Origin of the sequence: Arenibacter hampyeongensis (genome assembly GCF_002909255.1) — a bacterium.
Classification (GTDB): Bacteria; Bacteroidota; Bacteroidia; order Flavobacteriales; family Flavobacteriaceae; genus Arenibacter; species Arenibacter hampyeongensis.
Window position 1 is genome coordinate 441,853 of record NZ_PIOB01000004.1, and the last position, 21,461, is coordinate 463,313.

General features: G+C 37.4%; 19 protein-coding genes. 6 read left to right on the plus strand and 13 right to left on the minus strand.

Annotation, left to right across the window (positions count from 1 at the left end):
* Positions 1 to 4: 4 nt before the first annotated feature.
* The 3 genes from CWD91_RS12730 to CWD91_RS12740 form a co-directional block, all read right to left on the minus strand.
* Positions 5 to 664 (minus strand): peptidoglycan recognition protein family protein, encoded by a 660-nt coding sequence (locus tag CWD91_RS12730; protein ID WP_103441446.1) that lies wholly within the window; start codon positions 662 to 664, stop codon positions 5 to 7.
* Between the two features lie 41 nt (positions 665 to 705).
* Positions 706 to 1,167, minus strand: a complete 462-nt coding sequence (locus CWD91_RS12735) for a 3D domain-containing protein (RefSeq protein WP_239985764.1) — start codon at positions 1,165 to 1,167, stop codon at positions 706 to 708.
* A 63-nt stretch (positions 1,168 to 1,230) separates the two neighbouring features.
* Positions 1,231 to 2,043, minus strand: a complete 813-nt coding sequence (locus CWD91_RS12740) for an FRG domain-containing protein (protein ID WP_157943776.1) — start codon at positions 2,041 to 2,043, stop codon at positions 1,231 to 1,233.
* A 527-nt stretch (positions 2,044 to 2,570) separates the two neighbouring features.
* Here CWD91_RS12740 and CWD91_RS12745 point away from each other — a divergent pair.
* Entirely contained in the window at positions 2,571 to 4,361 is a 1,791-nt protein-coding gene (locus CWD91_RS12745) for a carboxypeptidase-like regulatory domain-containing protein (protein ID WP_103441325.1), read from the plus strand.
* Between the two features lie 201 nt (positions 4,362 to 4,562).
* Here CWD91_RS12745 and CWD91_RS12750 read toward each other — a convergent pair whose 3' ends face one another.
* From CWD91_RS12750 to CWD91_RS12775, 6 genes are all read right to left on the minus strand, one after another.
* Positions 4,563 to 5,429, minus strand: coding sequence for a carboxypeptidase-like regulatory domain-containing protein (locus CWD91_RS12750; protein ID WP_103441326.1), 867 nt, complete (start codon positions 5,427 to 5,429; stop codon positions 4,563 to 4,565).
* 556 nt (positions 5,430 to 5,985) lie between these two features.
* A complete protein-coding gene (locus CWD91_RS12755; protein WP_103441327.1) occupies positions 5,986 to 6,603 on the minus strand; it encodes a DEAD/DEAH box helicase in 618 nt (205 codons plus the stop codon).
* Between the two features lie 252 nt (positions 6,604 to 6,855).
* On the minus strand, positions 6,856 to 7,701 hold the full coding sequence (locus tag CWD91_RS12760; RefSeq protein WP_239985765.1) for a 1,4-dihydroxy-2-naphthoyl-CoA synthase: 846 nt from the start codon (positions 7,699 to 7,701) through the stop codon (positions 6,856 to 6,858).
* An 83-nt stretch (positions 7,702 to 7,784) separates the two neighbouring features.
* On the minus strand, positions 7,785 to 9,029 hold the full coding sequence (locus tag CWD91_RS12765) for a glycosyltransferase (protein ID WP_103441328.1): 1,245 nt from the start codon (positions 9,027 to 9,029) through the stop codon (positions 7,785 to 7,787).
* A 17-nt stretch (positions 9,030 to 9,046) separates the two neighbouring features.
* Positions 9,047 to 10,558: a DEAD/DEAH box helicase gene (locus CWD91_RS12770; RefSeq protein ID WP_103441329.1), complete on the minus strand. Its 1,512-nt coding sequence runs from the start codon at positions 10,556 to 10,558 to the stop codon at positions 9,047 to 9,049.
* Between the two features lie 239 nt (positions 10,559 to 10,797).
* Positions 10,798 to 11,307, minus strand: a complete 510-nt coding sequence (locus CWD91_RS12775; protein ID WP_103441330.1) for a DUF6155 family protein — start codon at positions 11,305 to 11,307, stop codon at positions 10,798 to 10,800.
* A 220-nt stretch (positions 11,308 to 11,527) separates the two neighbouring features.
* Here CWD91_RS12775 and CWD91_RS12780 point away from each other — a divergent pair, with 220 nt between their 5' ends.
* Entirely contained in the window at positions 11,528 to 12,391 is an 864-nt protein-coding gene (locus CWD91_RS12780) for a sigma-70 family RNA polymerase sigma factor (RefSeq protein WP_103441331.1), read from the plus strand.
* 441 nt (positions 12,392 to 12,832) lie between these two features.
* On the opposite strand, the gene CWD91_RS12785 is transcribed toward CWD91_RS12780, so the two are convergent.
* Both CWD91_RS12785 and CWD91_RS12790 read right to left on the minus strand, forming a co-directional pair.
* Positions 12,833 to 14,602: a hypothetical protein gene (locus CWD91_RS12785; protein ID WP_103441332.1), complete on the minus strand. Its 1,770-nt coding sequence runs from the start codon at positions 14,600 to 14,602 to the stop codon at positions 12,833 to 12,835.
* Positions 14,603 to 14,630: 28 nt separating this feature from the next.
* Entirely contained in the window at positions 14,631 to 16,418 is a 1,788-nt protein-coding gene (locus tag CWD91_RS12790; protein WP_103441333.1) for a response regulator, read from the minus strand.
* 127 nt (positions 16,419 to 16,545) lie between these two features.
* Between CWD91_RS12790 and CWD91_RS12795 the strand changes: the two genes are divergently transcribed.
* Positions 16,546 to 17,835, plus strand: a complete 1,290-nt coding sequence (locus CWD91_RS12795) for a dipeptidase (RefSeq protein ID WP_103441334.1) — start codon at positions 16,546 to 16,548, stop codon at positions 17,833 to 17,835.
* On the opposite strand, the gene CWD91_RS12800 is transcribed toward CWD91_RS12795, so the two are convergent.
* A complete protein-coding gene (locus CWD91_RS12800) occupies positions 17,832 to 18,227 on the minus strand; it encodes an acyl-CoA thioesterase (RefSeq protein ID WP_103441335.1) in 396 nt (131 codons plus the stop codon). The two genes, CWD91_RS12795 and CWD91_RS12800, sit on opposite strands and share 4 nt — an antisense overlap.
* Before the next feature lie 359 nt (positions 18,228 to 18,586).
* On the opposite strand from CWD91_RS12800, the gene CWD91_RS12805 reads away from it, so the two are divergent.
* The gene (locus tag CWD91_RS12805; protein WP_103441449.1) at positions 18,587 to 19,000 is read left to right on the plus strand and encodes a glyoxalase; all 414 of its coding nucleotides are present in this window, start codon (positions 18,587 to 18,589) and stop codon (positions 18,998 to 19,000) included.
* 4 nt (positions 19,001 to 19,004) lie between these two features.
* Here the strand turns inward: CWD91_RS12805 and CWD91_RS12810 are convergent, their stop codons facing one another.
* A complete protein-coding gene (locus CWD91_RS12810; RefSeq protein ID WP_262923143.1) occupies positions 19,005 to 19,694 on the minus strand; it encodes a DUF2461 domain-containing protein in 690 nt (229 codons plus the stop codon).
* 90 nt (positions 19,695 to 19,784) lie between these two features.
* Between CWD91_RS12810 and epsC the strand changes: the two genes are divergently transcribed.
* Together epsC and cysM are read left to right on the plus strand one after the other, a co-directional pair.
* A complete protein-coding gene (epsC, locus tag CWD91_RS12815) occupies positions 19,785 to 20,579 on the plus strand; it encodes a serine O-acetyltransferase EpsC (protein WP_103441336.1) in 795 nt (264 codons plus the stop codon).
* Positions 20,569 to 21,453 (plus strand): cysteine synthase CysM, encoded by an 885-nt coding sequence (cysM, locus tag CWD91_RS12820; RefSeq protein WP_103441337.1) that lies wholly within the window; start codon positions 20,569 to 20,571, stop codon positions 21,451 to 21,453. The genes epsC and cysM overlap by 11 nt, the downstream gene beginning before the upstream one ends.
* Positions 21,454 to 21,461: the final 8 nt, after the last annotated feature.

Below are 21,461 nucleotides of genomic sequence, written 5' to 3' on the forward strand. Positions count from 1 at the left end.
ATTATTATTTTGCTACTGGCGTTGGTTTAAAATTAAATTTTTTGGAGGCTCTTTTTACTCTTTTTAGAAATTTTTTACCTGGATCCGTTTTTACGGTCCTATATCCCTGATCCTTTTCCAACCATAGGTCGTGATCTTCAAAAAAAGTATATTCATAGTGGCCTATGAGATAATCGATATCGTATTTTGATTTTAAATATTTCACCAACCATTTATTGGACCTTAATTGTGCCCGGGTAAGTTTTGTATCCCCTGTTCCACCAACGTTTTCAATGCCAATGGCACAATGATTTAGACCTATTACGTGTCTGGCCATAACGGTTTCCGGCATTAACCTATATATTGTCCCATCTTGATCAACTAGAAATTGTGAGGATACATTTAACCCACTGGCAGAACTTATCTCTGGCCGCCATTCTGGTAAATGAGGTAGCTCAAATGCCTGATACGATTTTTCCATGGTTGGGATTACCGTCCAATGCAATACAATCATTTTTGGTTCTATGGTAGGTTCAACTTGAATTAGACCATAATGTTCGGATAAATATTCCAGGGTGAGATTTTTGCGTTCCTGATCAAAAATGATGGGTTTGTCTATAATTTCCCTGTTTACCGAACAGGAAAAGGCAAGAAATAGGGAACATAAAAGAATGCTGATCTTCATTATTTTTTTCGAATGGAAACTGAAGGAATAAAGATACAAGATCATTTCAATTCTATGGAATCCCTTTTTACCCTATAATGGATGGTTACTTTTTTTCTTCCCCACTTTAAGGCCTTTTTTTTATCTTCGCCCATGTAAATGTCAATGCGATTTTTCCATTTGGAATGCATCTTATCCTTTACCAGGTAAATACTGGTATCTCCCTCTATTTTGACTTGGGCATTGTAATCCAACCCCAATGGGATCAGGTCTCTGGAAACGGCAATTATTTTCATGCCCGGCTTTAGGGAATCGCCCCATGCTGTTATTCCTGGGTGAATTTTAGAGGTTTGGGAAGGGAAGGAATTATAGGCTGTAGCCGTTACCTTATGTTTTTTCCAGATGTAACCATCATCTACAACTTTTTCGTTGCAGGTAGCCAGAGAAAAAAGGATGACTGGCAAAACTGACCATAGTGTTAGTTGCCGACCCTTAGGACTCAATTTGCTTACAAAGTTATTCATACCTATTTTTTAGAGTAACAAACCAATAAAATTGGGGGTTTGTCAATAAGTAATTGGAAATTACTAGATTTTGTTCTTATCGCTATACCATCTTTTTAGCCATTTGGAAATTCCCTCCAAGCCGGGATAAATGATCCTTTCCGTAATATTTGCCTGATCCAGCTTATCCCTTATTTCCCACTTTAATCCTGATGGAATAATTACTTTTTTTAAATATTTGGGATGGTTTTTAAGCCACTCCAAAGGACTGGAATCCGGATCTAACATAAATGAGAAAAGTGCGAATTGGTTTATAATGCGATCATCAAGCGAAGGAGGCTCGAAAAATACCATGGTATTTGTGTTCCTACTTGAAAAATCATATAATTCCTCTATGGAATTACCTATCATTTGTTTAAGTTCCATGGAGCTAAAATAGAATATATCTTTGCTCAAAATGGGTGTTTTGAGCTCGTCCGGCAGGTGCTCCCTTAGTGCCACATAGTTTACCATCCAGATGGCTCCGTCCACATTATAAGTACTCATGTCCTCCGTTAAAAAATGCAAAGCAACATTTGGCGAGTGCGTCCAGTCTATAAGCCTTGTAGGCAGCCCATGGTGTTGTCCCAAGGAAATCCAGTTCCAAAGATTATTATAATCATCTATCAAGGTGTTTATGGGCGAGTACTTTTTAAAATTTCTGATCATTGTACCTTCAACTTTGGAAGGTATTCTTCCCAATCTTTGCAGACTGGTCTCTAATCCAAATTGGGCATTGTAGACCCCCCTATAGGCATACGGTGAACGGTACCTATCGATCTTATTGTCTTTTTCATTAAACAAATATTCTTGCAGTTCCAACCAATTCTTAGGTTCAAATAACTCAAAATCTGCCATTTTTCTGAATAATTTAAGTGCGGACCATAGATAGATCCTAGTTATGTCAACAAATCTGTAAACCAATTGAATGGTCGGCACAGGCCTTGTAGGGCACTGGTGCATACTATATTCCTACATATTCTTTTTGAAACTCATTATTCACTTTTCTTCATTTCATTCCCAATAAGGGAACTTGGGAATAATAAAATTAACCCTTTATTTAGAAATAAGTGGAGTTCTTTATAACTGCTTTCAAAACCCAGATTTTATCGGCCCATTAAAGCTGAGGTGTTAGCATTTGAGTGGCGACTATTATGTTGAAACCATCAGCTACCGCCATGGCATCCTTAATTTTATCCCATGGCATCGGGCGTATTTACTATTAATCGACTTCGAAAAAGATAATTGGAGGTACATCTATAAAAACAAAAATTTGTGCAAATTCAATTTAAAAAAAGCCTAACCATAAACCTTCAATCAAATCACACCCTAAAAATAAAACGATTAACTTAGTGTAAAATACTTTTAAGGGAGAAGTAAGGGGTATGAAAAAAATTATTTTCCTATTTATAATATTTACTTGCACTACTAGTTTGGCGCAGTCAAAAATAGAGGGCTTTATTTATGATGGGATGTCAAATGAGCCATTACCCTATTGTACTATAAGGATTTACGGTACAAAGGCTCATTCCACTATAACAAACGAGGATGGCAAATTTGCCGTGGATAGCGCTTTTTCTAGAGATTCTTTAGAAATAAGACACTTGGGGTTTAAAACCAAAAAAGCGGCATTATCTTATTTTGAGAAAGAATCCAAACTTAATTTGGAAATGGATGTTTCTGTTTTGGACGAAGTTGTACTTACCGCAGGAGCAGACAGGGTGTACCCCTATACACTATTGGGCAGGGTTATTGAGGTCTACCGAAAGAGTATAAGTACAACAGTAAGCAAGGCCTTTCTGACCATGGTTTCCTCTACAAGAAACATTCCGATCGAGCAGGTAGAGGGTTTCTACAACACTGAGCAAAATTTAGCAAAGGGTATTTCGGAACTTCGGGTCAAAAGTGGTCGATTTGGACAAAATAGCTCCTTCCCCTTCTATAGCTTGGACAACACCAAAATTTTAAGTGACTTTCAACTTTTTGGGACCTCCAAACAAATATTGCCAGATTATCCAGGGAATTTGACCTATAATGCCATTGAAAGAATTTACGATGTAAAAATTGATGATTGCATCAGCTGTAACAAGGAGGAAGTATCCTTATCCTTTTCACCCAAAGTGGCCAATGGTAGATTGTTTTATGGACAAATGTTGGTTGACCCTAAACTTTTGGTAATCAAAAAAATAGAACTTTGGGCCGAAGACCCCAAAACAAACGCCTTGACTTCCATCAACCCTGATGTTGATCTGACTCCCAAGGAGATTAGGCTAAATATTGTTTTTAACCCTATGGATCTTGAAAAGATTCAATATTTGGAACTTCACTTTCAAATGGGTTATAGATCTAAAAATGTTTCGGAGATCATCGATTCCCGAACTTTTCTATATTTCTTTGATTATGACACTTTTTTTGAAGACCCCTATTTTACTCGGACGATTCCCTTTAACAATGATTATGACAAAATGATAGCCTTGCAGGCGTCTGACGATTTCTGGGAGATCAATTACCAATTTCCCAAAAGCATCAACGAAAACAAGTCGATGGATTTCATGAAAAAAAACGGATTCCTGATTAACTTCAATAATTATATCCCATTGAATGATTTAAAATATACAAGGCCTACTGTCATTTCTTGGCAGCGTGCGAGAAGGCTTGGTTGGGAACATATACATGATTTATCCACGGAAGAAAATGAGGATGGTGAAATGAAAAATAACCCCGGGAAAAATATAACAACCGGCAAAGCCTATGATACGCCATTTCAACAACTTCGAAGCAAACCTTCCCAAAAAGACAAGGACAATATCAATATTTGTTATATGGTGGATAGTTATAAAGGTGAAAATGGGATTACAGAGATAGTGAGCCGCACTTTGTTGGATATCGATTCCTCTCAGTTCAGCTATGAGCGTACAAAAAATAAGCTGGTATATTTCAATATCATTTTTGATATTTACGAAGTTTATAGACAATTGGCCGCATCGCGGATTACGGAGAATATGACCTTTGATGAGGCAAAATTGATTTTTGATGAAATGTACCTGGGAGCTTTAACAGAGGTGAAAAAAATTGAAAAGGAAACCCATAACGGCAGTGACCACGATGGCTTGGTAAAATGGAACAACCGAATAAAAGCAAAATTAAATATTGACAATTTTGTTTCCTTAAAATAAGCACTCTTAAATTTGTAATATTTTCTGGAAAGTGATGTAGATCTTCCTCTAGGAGTATATTTGGTGTTTTCTTCTATCATACGTTCCTTAAAATAATCGGCCAAGTCCAAGAAAAATTGGGTCTTCAGATAAAAATTCTTTATCACTTTCCAAGAATAGCTCTGCTTCCTCTGCGGAAGTGGACTCGCAAAAAACATCTATTTAATCAGGAGGTTTTGGCGCATTCCTATTTTGGTCTATAAACAATTCATTTAGACTGTCCCGTAAAGCTGAATTATCATACCGCTTACCAACTTCACTGTAATCCAATTGGGTGGTGGCCTTGGTATTGATAACTATAACGCCTCCTACACCCATTGGTCCATATCGGGATATTGCAGCATTTCGTTCGAGAATAGCCACGCGGTCAATATCGTGTGCTGATAGATACGTAGGTGCGGTCTCCTGTATGAATCCGTCCACATCAAAAATGGCCTTCGGAGGTGTCCTGATGGTATCATACATGGAATAAGCAACCCTACGCAAGTAGACCTTTACTTCAGGAACTCGAACAACCCTCATACTAGGATTAAAGTTCATTAAAGAGGCCAAAAAATCCGGGCCTGTTGCCACCAGATCCTTACCGCTGATAACCTGAAAAGCCGATGAAGAACGCTCCTTGTTTAAAACGCCCCTTGAGGTCTTGACCAGATTTGTATTTTCTGGAAATTCGGCCAAAATATCCTTTTGGGTTTTTAGTTTCCTTTTCTTTAACGTTACTTCATCCAACACGGTCGCCTTAGGAGATAGGATAATTTTAAGTTCTTCTCCCGATTCTGGCACCACAAATTCATAGCTGCCAAATCCCAGGGAAGAGAAGATTAAAACCTCATTGGCATTTGCTTTTAAGGAGAACCATCCACTTTCATCGGTTTGTGCGCCCCGTTGAGTGCCTTTGAGCAGAATATTTACATTTGGAATGGGAGCTTCCCATACATCGGTCACCCTTCCCGAAATGGTATTTTCAGAAGTTTGGGAATAAAATGGCAATACAAACCATAAAACTAAAAATGACAACCAATTATTCATACTTGTTGGATAACTAAATATTGAATCGGGAGATAGATAATATTAAAGATAATTTAAAAAAAAATAAAAAGGCTTTGACTGTACTTTAAAACAGTGGTAATGGTGCGCCAATAATGGTTTTTCAGATTTTGAGCCGGTAAAATTGTTCTTCCAAACCCGGAACACATTCCAATAATGTGAGTTTTTGCCATATTTAAAAAATTGGAACCCGGTAACATTAGCGGTCCTAAAATATCATATCTAAAATAAATAAAGAAAAGGCCTTTTTTATCCTTTGGGAGGAGTTGGAATCCTGTTTTTGGATTTGGAATAAAAGAGAGATATCACAAAATGGTCCATTCACCACATAAATTGGCCATTTCCCAACATTAATTTCTTGCCAACAGCTGTTCAACATACTTTAGTAGTGTAATAAAAACGAAATAACAATTTTTTCATTTTCATATAGTGTTCTCGTGAAAGAGCTTTGTCCTAAAGGATAAAGCTCTTTTTAGTTTAAGGCGTTTTTAGTCGTGATGGAAGAATTGAAAAAGGCAATATGGATTGGCCAATTCAACTACTCACCTACTTGAACGATCTGGGCGTTGGCCATAAACAATTCCTGCATGCGTTCCATACGGGGATCGAATTTAGTAGAAAAGATGGCGTACTGACATCTGTCCAAACTTTCAGGAATCCGAATCACATCAGAAAAAGGAGTGGGTTTGGACAAGAATTCAGCGTCGTCCACAATAAATAATTTAAGTTTACCCAGATTGATACCGTTCAGGTAAAAAATCTTGCTTAATCTTTTAGGCGTGGCTATGACGATATCAACCCCCTCAAAAATTTCATTCCGCTGCGCTTCTATATTATGTTCTTCATATACGGGGTAAATTCGCAGGTCCATTCTCCTTGTAAAGCGCTCAAATTCATTTTGCAGGGCCAAAGCCGATTCCTTGTCCTTTACAAAGATTAGCGCTCGTGGAGCTTCTTCAAATGCGGCGCAATCCAGTTTTTGAAGTGTACTTATAATTATAGAGGTAGTCTTACCGGCACCTTCAGGGGCAATACCAAAAACACTGGACCCCCCTTTGATTTTTGAAAGGATTGCCTTTTGAAATGGAAGAGGTTCTTTTATTCCTTCCGCCTCCAATGCTTCTTTTAACTGTTCATGTATTTTTTTGAATGCCATAACTTAATATTAACTACTCCAATTTCATTTTTTTTTCAGGTACATATCAAGTTTCTCTTGATATACCACAACTTTTTATCCCTTCACAACAATAGTTTTCCCAATACGCCCTTCTACCCTACTTTAGTAGTGTAATAAAGAAATAAAGATTTTTCATTTTCATATAGTGTTCTCGTAAAAGAGCCTTGATCCAAAAGACAAGGCTCTTTTTAGTTTTAATGTTTTGGTAATTTTTCCATTGGATCAAGATACTTAAGGAATCCAATTGTTCTTTCCAAAATTTGGTTTACGCTTTTCCAAAAAGGCGTTTCTTCCTTCTTTGGCTTCCTCTGTCATATAGGCCAATCTTGTAGCTTCGCCGGCAAATACCTGTTGTCCAACCATTCCGTCGTCTGTTAGGTTCATGGCAAACTTTAGCATTTTTATGGAAGTAGGCGATTTTTCGAGAATTTCCTGGGCCCACTCATAAGCGGTAGTTTCCAATTCGTCATGAGGAATAACGGCGTTTACCATTCCCATTTCCATCGCTTCTTGGGCGGAATAATTTCTGCCAAGAAAAAATATTTCCCGCGCCTTTTTCTGTCCTACCATCTTTGCCAGGTAGGCGGAGCCGTACCCACCGTCAAAACTTGTTACATCAGCATCTGTTTGTTTAAAGATTGCATGTTCCTTACTGGCCAAGGTTAAATCGCATACCACATGTAAACTGTGACCACCACCAACAGCCCAGCCAGGAACCACGGCTATGACCACTTTGGGCATAAACCTGATTAGACGCTGTACTTCCAAAATATTTAAGCGGTGCATGCCATCTTCCCCAACATAACCTTTATGCCCCCTGGCCTTTTGGTCGCCACCACTGCAAAAGGAATATATACCATCCTTTGTGGACGGACCTTCTCCCGAAAGCAGGACTACACCAATACTGGAATCCTCCTGGGCATCATAAAAAGCCTGATAAAGCTCAGCTGTAGTTTTGGGCCTAAACGCATTTCTTACATTGGGCCTGTTAAAAGCTATACGGGCAACACCCCCACTCTTCTTATAGGTTATATCTTCAAATTCCCGAACTACTTTCCAATCAATTTTTTTCTGCATTTCAAAAATGGTTTAACAGTGACCAAAGATAACATACTTTACTAAATTCCTAACTTTGATAATTTTAACCAAAAGTGTTTCCCCTATTGTGGTCTGGAATTTTTTTCCTCGATCCACTTGGACATAAATTTGGTGCTTGCCTGGGTATGGTGTAAGAGCATGGCCCCTATAAAATTATGTGATCTATGCGCAGCTAAATCTTTGTTAATCTGCCCTATTTTATCCAATAAAATTTGTTGAAGCACGGCCTTGTTGTAATAATTATTGATAATGTCAATACCATTCTGCTGAGCCTTGGACCACTTGTCCTTATTTTGATAAAGGAGTATGGCGGCTTTTGCAAAGGTATCAGGGTCATTGGCAATTAGTCCGTTCCAAGGTAAGTTGGCACAAATTCCTTCGGCACCAATATCCGTAGTAATACTGGGCGTGCCACTTAGCATGCCATTTAACAATTTACCCTTTATCCCCGCCCCAAAATTTAAGGGCGCCAAATTTAACCTTGCCTTGGAAACAACTTCATTTGCATTATCTGCATGTCCCATAATGTGAAACCCTTGTTTTGGGCTGTTCAATTGTTTAATGCTTTCGGGCATATAAGCTCCATAGATGAATAAATTGGCAGTGGTCAATACACTGCGAATCATAGGCCATATTTCCTTTTTTAAGGTTTGTACGGCATCTATATTGGGGGCATGTTTCCCATTGCCGATACACACAAAGTCTTTTTTTTGATTAAAATCGAGCCAATTATTCCGTTGTTCCTCATCAATTACATCATACATCATGGGCAAATGCAATAGTAAACTGTCATCTATTTTTAAGGTCTTGGCCAGTAGGTCAATTTCATGCAAGGAAATAATAAAACTAAGATCACATCTATATATACTGGCCATTTCGCGTTTCGTCAGGTCTTGGCCCAGCCAATTTTGAGTAGTAAAGGGAAGCGATTTTTTATAGGCCAGCTGTCGGCAATGTCTAAGCGAGTGCAAATCTTCAGTGTCCAAAATGCGCACGGCATTCGGATTATTCTGCACAACACGCCATCCAAACTGTTCTTCGGTCAAAAAACGATCAAAAAGAACAATAGCTGGATTTAAATCCTTTAAGAAAATATCAAAACTGGAATGATTGAGTAAAATGGGTTTTTTGCTTACCCCAATGCCCGTCAGGTCATAGGAATATTCACTTTCTGCTGCAGTACTGGAAAAAGTTACCTGATAGCCCTGTTCCAAAAAGAAATGGATTAACTGCAACATTCGCCCCCCTGCTGCAGTTGTACTGGGTTCTGGCCAGACATAGCCTATTATCAATATTTTTTTATCCATTTTCGGGGTGATCTTAACTACATTCGCATGGCGAATTTCTGAGAAATTTTAGAGCGCAGTTTACGCTCATAATCCTCTTCCAACCACTCCTTGTAGTTTTTGGTATTGTTCATAATACAATAGGAATATTGGCGCACCCTATAGGCTATCTCCTCCTTCAATTTTTTAGCTAAAATACGGGCGTCAAAAACATCCTTACTATTTTCTACGCATATGGTAGCATGCTGTTCAATACTATTCTCCAGAACAGTTTTGGATTTAAGTCCTTGTGCAAAAACTTTTTTATATTCTGCTTTTACATCGAATTCAATATTATTGGACTTACTAAATAGGGCTTTTAGATCGTCCGGCATCTCATAAACAAAATCCCGTTCAATTTCTTCATCATTCTTTAAACTTTCCAAAAAGAAATCCGGAAAGTGAAAAATTTCCTGCCAATCAATGGGAGCGTTCCAAAGTCCAAACCTGGCAACATTATTTCCTAAATCAACTACTGTAAACTCATTTTTATTTGGCAGGATTCGGGAACCCCTACCAATCATCTGGAAATAAAGCGTCAAAGATTTGGTGGCCCTGTTTAAAATAATGGTTTCAACGGTGGGTTCATCAAATCCAGTGGTCAATATACTTACGGAAGTTAGGATGGCATCCGGGGTTTTTGAAAACCATTTTAAAATATCCTTACGTTCAGATGCGCTGTTCTTGTTGTCCAAATGCCGAATGTTGTACCCAGCTTTTTTAAAGGTGTCATAAACGTATAATGAGGTATTGATACCATTATTGAAAATTAGTGTTTTGGTACCTTTTGCAATCTCCTCATAGGCATTGACCAATTTGGTAAGCATGTTTTGGTTGCCATATAGCTCATCCGAAGATTTTACGGTATAATCCCCACTAATACCCAATTTTAAACTTTTAAGGCTTACATCGTAGTTATACATATTGGCATTTGCCAAAAAGTTTTTTCCAATGAGGGACGAAATGGATTCTCCCACGATCAATTTTTGATAGTGGTCTTTCATTGGGAGCTTAATGTTGGAACTTAAAGGCGTTGCCGTTACCCCAAGAATAATGGATTTTTTAAAATATTTGAATAATTTTCTAAAAGAATTGTAATGGGCTTCATCAATGATAACAAGTCCAATATCGTTGATCCTAACTTTATCATCCTGAAGTCTATTGTTCAAGGTTTCTACCATGGCCACAAAGCACATGTATTGGTCCTGGTCCTGTAAGTCCTTTACCTCACTATTAATTATTTTGTTTTTTACGCCAAACCCTTTAAGCATCCTGGAGGTCTGACTACTTAATTCGATCCTATGGGTAAGAACTACTACCTTTTTATTGGTTTTATGAATATATCGTCTGGCAATTTCTGAGAAAACAACTGTTTTTCCTCCCCCAGTGGGTAATTGGTACAATAGGTTGATATCGTCGGCAGACTCTTCCAAACACTTAAAAATGGTGTTCAAATCCTCCTCTTGATAATCATAAAGTGTTTTTTCTATACTTTCTTTAGGTTGATCCAAATTGAAATGGGCATTATATAATTAAGAAAAATCAAACCTTACAAAATTAAGAGTTTTTTGCGCTGGTATCAAATTTAAAAGGCAAAAACATAAAATTGAAGAATCGCAAGTAGCCCATTTACCGCATTAAGTACCCATTAAGAAAAGACGATAGGGTATTATAAACCAGGCTAAATCCGAATTTTGTTGGATGGCAATTGCAAAGGCTTTATGCTACAAGAAATTTGGCAGGTTCCAAGTTAGTCTATTATGTCCAAGGACCTTGAGAAGTCCTCCCTATTGGGCCAATTATGGTCTGTGGCAAATAAATAGCAAGCAACAATTCTGTCTTTATACTCGCTGAGCAATGCGTTCAGAGAAATATACTGGACCAGTTCGTTAAATGAATTTCCCATACTTTTAAAGAAGGCTTCCGGGACATTTTTCTCAACCGAAAAAGATTGGGCCACTTCCAAGTTGTACAACATAAGGTCAGATATCAAATGGGGGTCTACGCCAAGCTTTATGTAGTGCTTTATATATTTATGGGCTATAGATCTTCTGGCCTTTGGTCTTTTTCTTTTAAGCGGAAAGTACTCATTGGAAATTTTTGTTTTTGCCTCCTGTACCATCTTGTCTTCCTTGGGGTTAAATGCAAAATCATAATATTCCTTTACTGCCGGAAATCTCTGATATAAGTCAATTAATTGCGCCTCCAACTCCTTCTTTTTTAATGCTGACAAATATTTGACCAATGCTCTTTTACTCATTCTACCTATTAATTCGAATTCACCTTAAGTATCGCAATTTCTTATTTAAAAATTTAAAATAGTACAAGAAAGTAAATTAGTATTTTAAAAATTGTATTCCATAATGAATATCTTAAACTTCTCATAAATTATGTATAAGTAATGCTACTTCTTTTGGAAAAGACGTAAAAAAGAGGTATAATGAGAGATTAATACTTCTAATTCCAAATAACAAATATATATGAGGCAACTAAAGATTATCAAGCAGGTTACGAATAGGGAATCAAAATCACTAGACAAATATTTGCAAGATATCAGTAAAATAGAGTTGATCACTGCAAATGAAGAGGTAGAATTAGCACAAAAAATAAGGGATGGAGATCAAATTGCCTTGGAAAAACTAACTACTGCCAATTTAAGATTTGTGGTTTCCGTTGCCAAACAATATCAAAACCAAGGTTTAAAACTTCCAGATTTAATTAATGAGGGCAATGTTGGCTTAGTGAAGGCAGCAAAACGTTTTGATGAGACAAGGGGCTTTAAATTCATTTCATATGCAGTTTGGTGGATACGGCAAGCAATTCTGCAAGCGCTGGCCGAACAATCCCGGGTTGTACGTTTACCCTTGAACAAGATTGGTTCCATAAATAAAATAAAAAAAACATTTTCCTATCTAGAGCAGGCACATCAACGACCACCATCGCCTGATGAAATTGCCAAGGAATTGGAAATGTCCGTCAGTGAGGTAAAGCAATCCTTAAAAAATTCTGGAAGACACGTTTCCATGGATGCCCCGTTCAGGGAGGGAGAGGACTCCAATCTTTACGATGTACTTAGATCAGGGGAGTCTCCAAGACCTGACATGTTATTATTGCAAGAGTCCTTAAATACGGAGATTAATAGGGCTTTGGATACACTTTCCCAAAGAGAGGCAGATGTAGTAAAATTATACTATGGCATAGGAGACCTTCAGTCCATGACTTTAGCCGAGATTGGCCTGACTTTTGACCTCACCAGGGAAAGAGTTAGACAAATACGCGAAAAGGCCATAAGAAAGCTTCGACATAACTCTAGAAGCAAATTGCTTAAGACCTATTTGGGATAAATGGACCAAAACAAAGAGGCCGAATAAAACGATATTTTATTCGGCCTCTTTGTTTCTAATTTAATTGGTTAAGAATAACTTAATTTGCTGATGTTGAAATCAATTAGGATTTCATTTAAATCTTCAATAAAATTTAAATAAGCTGCGTTGTCTGGATTTTGTTTTGCCATCTTAAATAGGGGTTTTGGATTTTGAATGTTGGGTTGAACTACATGTAGTCCAACTCGACTAATTCGTTTAAACTCAAAATTTCATTTAAATCTTGAAGGAATGCTAGATATTCCTCTCCGTAGGTGTCGTATAACATAGTAAGACTTGGTTTTAAATTATTATTGTTTGGGTCAATAATTATATTGTAAACATATTTATTATCTTTTTTCGTGCCAATAAATTGTTGTGTACAGTGGGATTTTAGTTGTCAAATGAAGGGATTATTATGTTTTATCTCTTAAAAATCCTGTTGGTCAGATCTTTTAACTGCTCCAAAAAGTGAATTTCTTCCAAATCCTGTATATTCCTATCCTTCCCACTAATAGGCCAATCCTGATCAATTAATTTCTCTGGTGGCGCCAAATCAAAATCTATTTGAAAAAGGTCATTGAATTCTAAAGATTCCTGAGGCATGTTCCCTTTATCTTTATTGGATGTCTGTGTACTTCTAGACATGGAAGCTGTTGGCGTTTTAGCGGTGCCCTTAACGGCATTGGTATTTTCTGATACAGACTTCCCTGATCCAATATTTTTATCCTTTTTGAAAACTTCTGGCTTGACTTTTTCATTATTTTCCACATCCCTCAATTTTTTATTTAGGATAGTGGAGACAGACTTGGCTTTCTCGCGAATGATCTTGATTGGATGACTATGTAAGGTCTCCAAAAAGTCAAGCTCATGTTGTTCCCCTATCTTAACAATTTCTTCCAAAAGAATTAGTTGTGATTCCATGTCCAATGCATTGAACAAACGGTTGAAAACATAATAATTGCCAAAATCCACTTTATTTGAATTCCTTTCAACCTCATCTTCATCCACGGGATACTCAGAAAGAAATTTGAATATTATTTCTTTTATAAGGCAACCTATGGATTCATTTTCCTCAACGTCCATCATTTCACTTAATAATGGAACCTCACGAATATCCCCCAATTCGGCTATGGCATGTAATAGTTTTACTCTTTTGGACTCTTTATTGGAATAAAATTTGGCCACAGGTAATTGCATTTTGCCCAAATCCAGTACATCACCTTCTAAAATGATGGTATCTTCCTGTACTTGCTCCCTGACATGCGACTTTAGCATGTCGTTAATTTGTTTTTTTATGAAAGGGTCTATGACCACCTCGTATTCCACCTCTATTTCTTTAATATCAACAATCGGATTCAGGACCTCTCCCTCCTCTTCCACTTCACAAATAATTGGTAGAAAGTCTATGTTTAAAAACGAATCTCCCTCTTTATCTTTATTTGCTCCTCTTTTTTCATTCTCAAATTCCTTACTTATTCCTTCATATGGGTTAATTTCAAAATCTTCCAAATCCAAAAACTCCATCAAAAAATCCATATCGTGATTGGTCAATAACCCTTCTTGAAATTCCAGGGATTTGTCATCGGTTTCCGTATCAAATTGTGTTACCAACGGGATGAAGTCAATATTTAACCCAGTCCCAATGGTTTTATCGGTAGCCATACCTTTTTCTTGTAAATTGTTATTCAATGGTAATCCAAAAGTTGGGTCTTGCATAATTGATTCCAGGTCTTTTAACTTTCCGCTTTCCATATTATTAAAATCAGGGGTTGTAGTATTGGGAATACCATTGTTCGATATTTTTTTTGAGTTTTCAACGACTTCCACAGCTAATTCAAATTCCTTGGAAAGCCTATGGATAATGGGTTTAACTTCATCATCAAGGTCATTGTTCAGTTCTAGTAGGATATTGGTCATTATACGTCTGTTGCCTTCCTGCCTCAAAAACTTCCACAATTCCAGTTTAACATCCATTAGGGCACTGGCGTCTATCATAACCGTTCCTTGCTCATTAAGTATTAGTTGACTTATAATTCCACGTATATGTTTCTTTTTTTCATCTCTATTATTCCATTTTATCAAAAAGCTATTCCTTAAAAGGAAAATAATTATCAAATAGGAAACGGTCAATAGCGCGAATAAGGCTGTTAGGTCCCATAATAGGTTGGTATGTATTTTTGGGATGTTCACTTATTGGATTTTTAAGTTAAATTGGCTTCTACTTTCTTTTGTTTTTCAACAACATTAATTCTCTGTCAATGGCCTTCTCCATCATGGGATAGGTTAAAAGTAGTTGGTCGTATAGCCTTCCAATTTTCGGGAGGTCCCTATCCGTTCTACAACAGACTACAATTTCATCTACAAGGAAATAAAGTTTGTCCGCTTTCATCATGGAAAGTCCCGTTTTTACGGTATGGGCGGCAAACCCCAAGCGACTAAAATTTCCTTCGGGGATATAGATATTGGCTCTCCCAATAAAATCCAGCATATTTTGTTTAAATAGCCCGATAAGCTCCTCCAATAGGTCTATTTCTCCCATACATTCTTCCAAAATACCGCTTAAACTAAGCTCGAATGTTTCTTTTTTTATTGAAAATTGGGAAACTTCGTTATTTGGTTCTATCCCAGGTTTGGTTTTTGTTTCCTTTTTATATTTATATAATGTATTCAGCAATTCCTCTGGGCTATAAGGCTTTAAGATATAATCGTCTATCCCCAGTGCTTTGCATTTGTTTTTGTCAGTAATGGTCACGTCGGCAGTCAACGCTATAATGGGTATATTGGGAATATGGCTATTAAAGGTTTCTCGAATTCTTTGAGCAACATGAAAACCGTTCATTTCCGGCATTCTTAGATCCATTAGTACCAAATCCACGGAATTCTTGTGTAAATATTCCAATCCATCTTCGCCATTATGGGTCACATATACTATACAACCCCATTTTACAAGGCGTTGTTCAATTATTTTTTGGACAAGAATATTTCCCTCAAAAACAAGTACATGAAGGCCTTCTATATTTTTAAATTCCGTATTTCTGTTGAAGGAATCCTTTAGGGTAGCAGATACTTTGATTTCCTTACACCTATTGTAGGGAACAGTAAATTTAAAAGCACAGCTATTGCCCAGAGTGCCCAGTTTTGCCATGGAGCCATTCAAGATTTCTATAGTCCCCTTAACAATGGCGAGACTGATTCCGGAATCATGAAAGTTGGTTTCTGGATTTTTGGGGTATATCGTATTGGACTCGAATTTATTTTTTACCGTACCGGTTCCAGAATCGGTTATTTCAAAATCCAGTAAACAATTATTCCTATTTTGTTTTCTGAGTTTAATTTTCAGAAGGATGCTTCCCTCGTCTATAAGTTTTATGGAATTTCCTAAAAGGGTAAGCAAAATTTGGGATAACTTGGAAGGGTCTCCATTGAGAATTTCAGGTATTTCAGTATCCAAATCCACCTCTAAGCCAACATTCTTGTTAATTATAAGGGTATTACAGAGATACAGTGTATCCTTGATAATGCTGTAAAAATTAAAATCTATACTTTCACACTTCTCTCTTCCTGAAGTAAGTTTGCTGTATTCCAATAACTCATTAATTATTTCCAAAAGGTTATTGGAGGAGTTGCTTATAGAATTAAGTTGTAAAGTTTGATGTGATGTGAGCATGCCCTCCTTTAACAAATCAACGGACTCAATAATTCCGTGAATGGGGTTTCTAATTACATTACCCATTTTTTCAAGAAACTCACCTTCTACCCTATTCAAATTATTTTTTGAAATAGTACCAATCCCTTTATGCCCAATGGCCAAGTCAAAATCTTTGTTCTCCAAACTAGAAGAAGCTTGTGATTTGGGTCCCAAAACTTTTTCCTCTAATCGAAATTTAAACGACATAAAGGATTTTTTTAATAGGGAAGCTTCCTCAGAGGTTAACTCCTCAAAGGAAAAATGATTTAATTGACCTTCAAGATTTGTCAGATGGGTTAGTAGGTTGTTGGATTTCAATTTTTAATGATTTGGGTTCTGAAAGCCTAAAACTCTCCTTTTATAGTTCCGTTTACAACTAAATGTTATCTAGGCTTCATTTTATGTTGTCAAATGCCGTTATTTGTATGTATCAAACCCTCTTAGCATGAAGTATTTTATCGGATTTATATGTATTTTAACGATTATCGCCTGTAAGGAAAAGCAGGATAAATCTCCAGAATCGATTGCAGACAAAGCGGAACGAATCCATAAGGACGTTATCACCATTGACACTCATGTAGATATTAATGTGGCCAATTTTACCGAAACGGTAAATTATACCCAGAATTTGGACAATCAAGTAAATCTGCCAAAACTTGCAAGTGGAGGTTTGGATGTGCCTTGGTTAATAGTCTATACCGGTCAAGGCCCTCTAGACGAAGCCGGATTTGCCCATGCCAAGGAAAATGCAATGGCAAAATTCAAGGCAATTCATAGGTTGTGTGAGGAAATTGCCCCAAAAGAAATTGAAATGGCCTATACCTCCAAGGACGTAAATAGGATTGTTAAATCTGGCAGGAAAGTGGCTATGATAGGCGTGGAAAATGCCTACCCTATTGGCGAGGACCTGTCCCAATTTGAAAAATATTTCGATTTGGGAGCGCGATATATTTCACTGTCGCACAATGGGCACAGTCAATTTTGCGACTCCAATACCGGTGAGGCCGATGGCATTTGGTTGCATAACGGGTTGAGCGAGCTTGGTAAAAAGGCTGTAGTTGAGATGAATAGATTGGGTATAATGATCGATGTATCCCATGTATCAAAAGAGTCCATGAAACAAATGATAGCCCTCTCAAAAGCCCCTATAATTGCCTCCCATTCTTCTGCTCGTGCCCTTTGCAATCACAGTAGGAATTTGGATGATGAACAATTATTGCTCATGAAAGAAAATGGCGGGGTAGTACAAACAGTAGCTTTTAGCTCCTATTTAAATACTGAAAAACATGAAGCCCATACCACTTTTATGCCGAAATTTTATAAAGAAGTTGCAGATTCCATGGGCGTTGAATGGTATGAGGGCGATGATCTTATCAATTTGAACGAAGAAAAGAAGAAAACCTTTTCTGAGAATTATCCAAAAGTAGTGGCAAAGGCCAAGATATTGTTTGCAGCTAAAAGTGATGCACCCCAGGCGGTTAACGTCTCCGACTTTGTGGACCATATTGATTATATGGTGAAATTAATAGGCATTGATCATGTGGGGATTAGTTCCGATTTCGATGGAGGTGGTGGTATTGACGGTTGGTCTGATGCTTCCGAAACCCCCAATGTTACACTTGAATTGGTAAAAAGGGGGTATTCCGAAGAGCAAATTGCCCAACTTTGGGGTGGCAACTTACTAAGGGTATTAGATCAGGTACAGGAAGCAGCTAAAGGTTTGGGCCAGAGCTAAACTTCCGCAGCCAATCTATCTTTAACAAATTCAATTTTGGTTTTACCATGAGGCTTGGGTTTACCGTTGGCACCAAGATTTACCATTATAATATTGTCCACGGTAACAATTGTTTCCCTTGTCATTTTGTTTCTGACTTCACAGTTGAGCGTTAAAGAGGTTTTTCCAAACTTAACAACTCCTATACCTATTTCTACAATGTCTCCCTTTAATGCCGTGGACATAAAGTTTATTTCGGACATGTATTTGGTGACCACGCGCTTATTTTCCAGTTGTATAATACTATATAGAGCGGCTTCCTCATCTATCCAGGCAAGTAACTTACCTCCAAACAAGGTTCCATTGGCATTTAAATCTTCCGGCTTTACCCATTTTCTAGTATGAAATCTCATATCACAGTAATTTTACCCCAAAATTAGTAAAGAAATTTACCCCAATACCTTAGAAAAGGAGAAATGTCCACCGATTTGGATATATCTAAATTACATCCCGACTTTTTATTCAAAATGGAAATAAAACAGGTCTATAATAATGAAAATTCCAATAGCGTGAATGTTCATTTCTATAAAAGGAGCGTGATAAGTAAATTATGAATATGCTTTCTAGGAATAGGTAATTTAACGATAGCGACCCAATTCTAATTGTATGGAATATGAATCAGATTATTATGTTCATAACCTCGTTAAAAACTAAATTGGAATACCCAATTCAAAAAAATATGAATACCTACCTTTATAAAAACACCAATGATATGAGCGATAGGTCCCATAGTCTTTTGGAAATTCGTCCTATAATCCCTTCAGCTAAAGTAACGGAAAATATGAGCAGCGATGAGAGGTTTCAAAATGTAACCTTGCGTCCGGTGATTAAAATGCAAAATGAATTACTGCTCCTGGTTTTTCAAAATTACATCACTAAACATAAAAACAGTTTTTATGATTTGGGGATGCAAAAGCGGCTGTTTTTTATAGAAAATGCAATTCAAAAGGACATTAAGTTCAGAAATTCCTTAAAGGGAATTATTATAGGACAATTTACCACCGAGGAGTATATATTATACATCCAGAACTCTTCCTCTTTAAATAAACGCATGATGCAAATGGTTGTTGAGCGACTTAAAGATCAGGTTCAGTTCTTCGAGAATTCCGCTTTACAACCTGCCTAATTTCCTAATCCAGAAGGGATTCTCCATTCAGGTTGGTGGTGAGTATTTCGCTCATCAGGTCAAAATATGGGCGTATAGCTCGGAAAGATAAGTCTATCTGTGAAATAAAGTCGGGAGCCAATACTTCCTCGTCAGAAAAATTCCGAACAAAAATAAATTGCTTTTTTTTGATCAGATCAATGTTGGGGTGTTCCTTATCGAATCCTGAAGGGCCAGTTTTTAATTCATCACCCTGCAATTGTCCCCATATTTTATGAAAGCCTTTCTCATTAATAATTGAACGGAACTCTTTTGTATCTGTTTCAAATTCTTTCCGTATTCTAAATAAGTCCTCTTTATTTGGTTCCCAAAATCCGGTCGCAATAAAAGTTTCACCGGGCTTTATACGTAAATAGTAACCTCCGCGCAACCTAAGGCCGGAACGGGAAAAGGATCCTGCAAAATGGGGCTTGTAAGGAGTTTTGTCCTTGGAAAAGCGGACATCCCGGTATATGCGAAACATTTTTAATTTTTCAATATCATCATGGACTTTCAACTTGTTCATAACAGAGGTATAAAAACTTTTCACTCCGGTTTCGAGCACCTTGAATTCACTTTTGTGCTCAGAGAACCATTCCCTGGAATTGTTTTTTTTTAGATTTTCCAAAAATTGAAAAACATCTTTAGTAATTACCTCCTGTTGTATACGACTCATAAGACATTATCTTTGTGCTAAAGTTAACCAAATTAGCACAAGGTGATTTTGAAATAAAGGTTAATTTTGAACATATAATTAAAAGTGCAAATGGATAAGGCATCTATAATAAAAAATATCAAGGAGCATAAAAATCAGCCTAACCTCAGGTTTGAACTAAAGGAAAGAACAGAATTATTTACAAATCGTTTGTTTTATACCCTGTTTGATATAGATACCCCTGTGGACGAGAATCTGGATCTTTTGGAAAAGGAATTTGATGCCTTGGTAAATCTGGCTTGTTGGCATGTGGACAAACCTTGCAAAAGGGTTTGGGAAAATTTTGTGGTCCGTTTGCCGGAGATTTTGGAAAAATTGAATTTGGATGCCGAGGCTATCGTTAAATGTGATCCCGCTTCCCTTTCCATTGAAGAAGTTTATATGGCCTATCCCGGTTTTTATGCCATTGCCATATACAGGTTGGCCCATGAACTTTATATAGACGGTTTTCCTTTGGTTCCCAGATTAATGACCGAGTATGCCCATAGACAGACAGGGGTTGATATTAATCCAGGAGCACAAATTGGTAAATCCTTTTTTATAGATCATGCCACCGGTGTGGTCATTGGTGAAACAGCGATAATTAAAGATAATGTAAAAATCTACCAAGGGGTAACCTTGGGAGCTTTGTATGTTGCCAAAAAATTACAAAAAATCAAAAGACATCCAACGATTGAAAATAATGTTACCATTTATGCCAATGCCACTATCCTTGGAGGAGAAACAATTATAGGAGAAAATTCCGTTATTGGAGGCAATGCCTGGATAACAGAATCTGTACCCGCCAATTCCACGGTTTATCATTCTCCAATTATTAAAATAAAAACCTCTCCGCATGTCTCATAGTATTTTGGATATTATAGGGAACACTCCCTTGGTAATATCAAAAGTTGTTAATACAAACCCCAATGTTAAACTGCTTTTTAAACTGGAGGGCAATAATCCTGGCGGGAGCGTAAAGGACAGAGCCGCATTTAATATGATCAAGGGTGGATTGGAAAGGGGCGATTTTGACACCAACTCCAAGCTAATAGAAGCTACAAGTGGTAATACCGGAATTGCGTTGGCAATGATTGCCGGAATTTACGGATTGGATATTGAATTGGTAATGCCCGAAAATTCCACCAAGGAAAGAGTTCAGACCATGAAGGCCTACGGTGCCAAAGTAACCCTTACCTCTTCCGAGGTGGGAATTGAAGGGGCCAGGGATTATGCGGAACTAAAGGTGAAGGAAGAAGGTTATGTAATGATCAACCAATTTTCCAATGATGATAATTGGAAGGCACATTATAAAAGTACCGGACCAGAAATTTGGAGGGATACCCAAGGGGAGATTACCCATTTTGTATCCTCCATGGGAACCACGGGAACAATTATGGGAACTTCTACCTATTTGAAGGAAAGGAATTCCAATATTGAGATCGTTGGGGTTCAACCCGCAGATGAGGCCAAGATTCCAGGTATACGTAAATGGCCTATAGAATATCTCCCGAAAATTTTTAATCCCAAGAAGGTGGACACCGTTATGGAGGTTACAGAACAGGAAGCTAGGGAAATGGCCAAGCGCTTGGCTAAGGAAGAAGGAATTTTTGCAGGCATGAGCAGTGGTGGTGCTGCCGCAGCAGCAGTGAAACTAGCCCAAAGTTTGGACAAGGGGGTCATTGTTTCTATTGTGTGCGACCGTGGCGACCGATATCTCTCCTCGGATTTGTTCGATTGATTAAAAGC

Coding starts and splice junctions, on each gene's coding strand:
- CWD91_RS12750 (WP_103441326.1), bottom strand. CDS start 5,429: ATGAATAATTGGTTGTCATTTTTAGTTTTATGGTTTGTATTGCCATTT.
- CWD91_RS12765 (WP_103441328.1), bottom strand. CDS start 9,029: ATGGATAAAAAAATATTGATAATAGGCTATGTCTGGCCAGAACCCAGT.
- epsC (WP_103441336.1), top strand. CDS start 19,785: ATGGATAAGGCATCTATAATAAAAAATATCAAGGAGCATAAAAATCAG.
- CWD91_RS12775 (WP_103441330.1), bottom strand. CDS start 11,307: ATGAGTAAAAGAGCATTGGTCAAATATTTGTCAGCATTAAAAAAGAAG.
- CWD91_RS12755 (WP_103441327.1), bottom strand. CDS start 6,603: ATGGCATTCAAAAAAATACATGAACAGTTAAAAGAAGCATTGGAGGCG.
- CWD91_RS12795 (WP_103441334.1), top strand. CDS start 16,546: ATGAAGTATTTTATCGGATTTATATGTATTTTAACGATTATCGCCTGT.
- CWD91_RS12735 (WP_239985764.1), bottom strand. CDS start 1,167: ATGAATAACTTTGTAAGCAAATTGAGTCCTAAGGGTCGGCAACTAACA.
- CWD91_RS12810 (WP_262923143.1), bottom strand. CDS start 19,694: ATGAGTCGTATACAACAGGAGGTAATTACTAAAGATGTTTTTCAATTT.
- CWD91_RS12800 (WP_103441335.1), bottom strand. CDS start 18,227: ATGAGATTTCATACTAGAAAATGGGTAAAGCCGGAAGATTTAAATGCC.
- CWD91_RS12730 (WP_103441446.1), bottom strand. CDS start 664: ATGAAGATCAGCATTCTTTTATGTTCCCTATTTCTTGCCTTTTCCTGT.
- CWD91_RS12760 (WP_239985765.1), bottom strand. CDS start 7,701: ATGCAGAAAAAAATTGATTGGAAAGTAGTTCGGGAATTTGAAGATATA.
- CWD91_RS12780 (WP_103441331.1), top strand. CDS start 11,528: ATGAGGCAACTAAAGATTATCAAGCAGGTTACGAATAGGGAATCAAAA.
- CWD91_RS12745 (WP_103441325.1), top strand. CDS start 2,571: ATGAAAAAAATTATTTTCCTATTTATAATATTTACTTGCACTACTAGT.
- cysM (WP_103441337.1), top strand. CDS start 20,569: ATGTCTCATAGTATTTTGGATATTATAGGGAACACTCCCTTGGTAATA.
- CWD91_RS12740 (WP_157943776.1), bottom strand. CDS start 2,043: ATGGCAGATTTTGAGTTATTTGAACCTAAGAATTGGTTGGAACTGCAA.
- CWD91_RS12805 (WP_103441449.1), top strand. CDS start 18,587: ATGAGCGATAGGTCCCATAGTCTTTTGGAAATTCGTCCTATAATCCCT.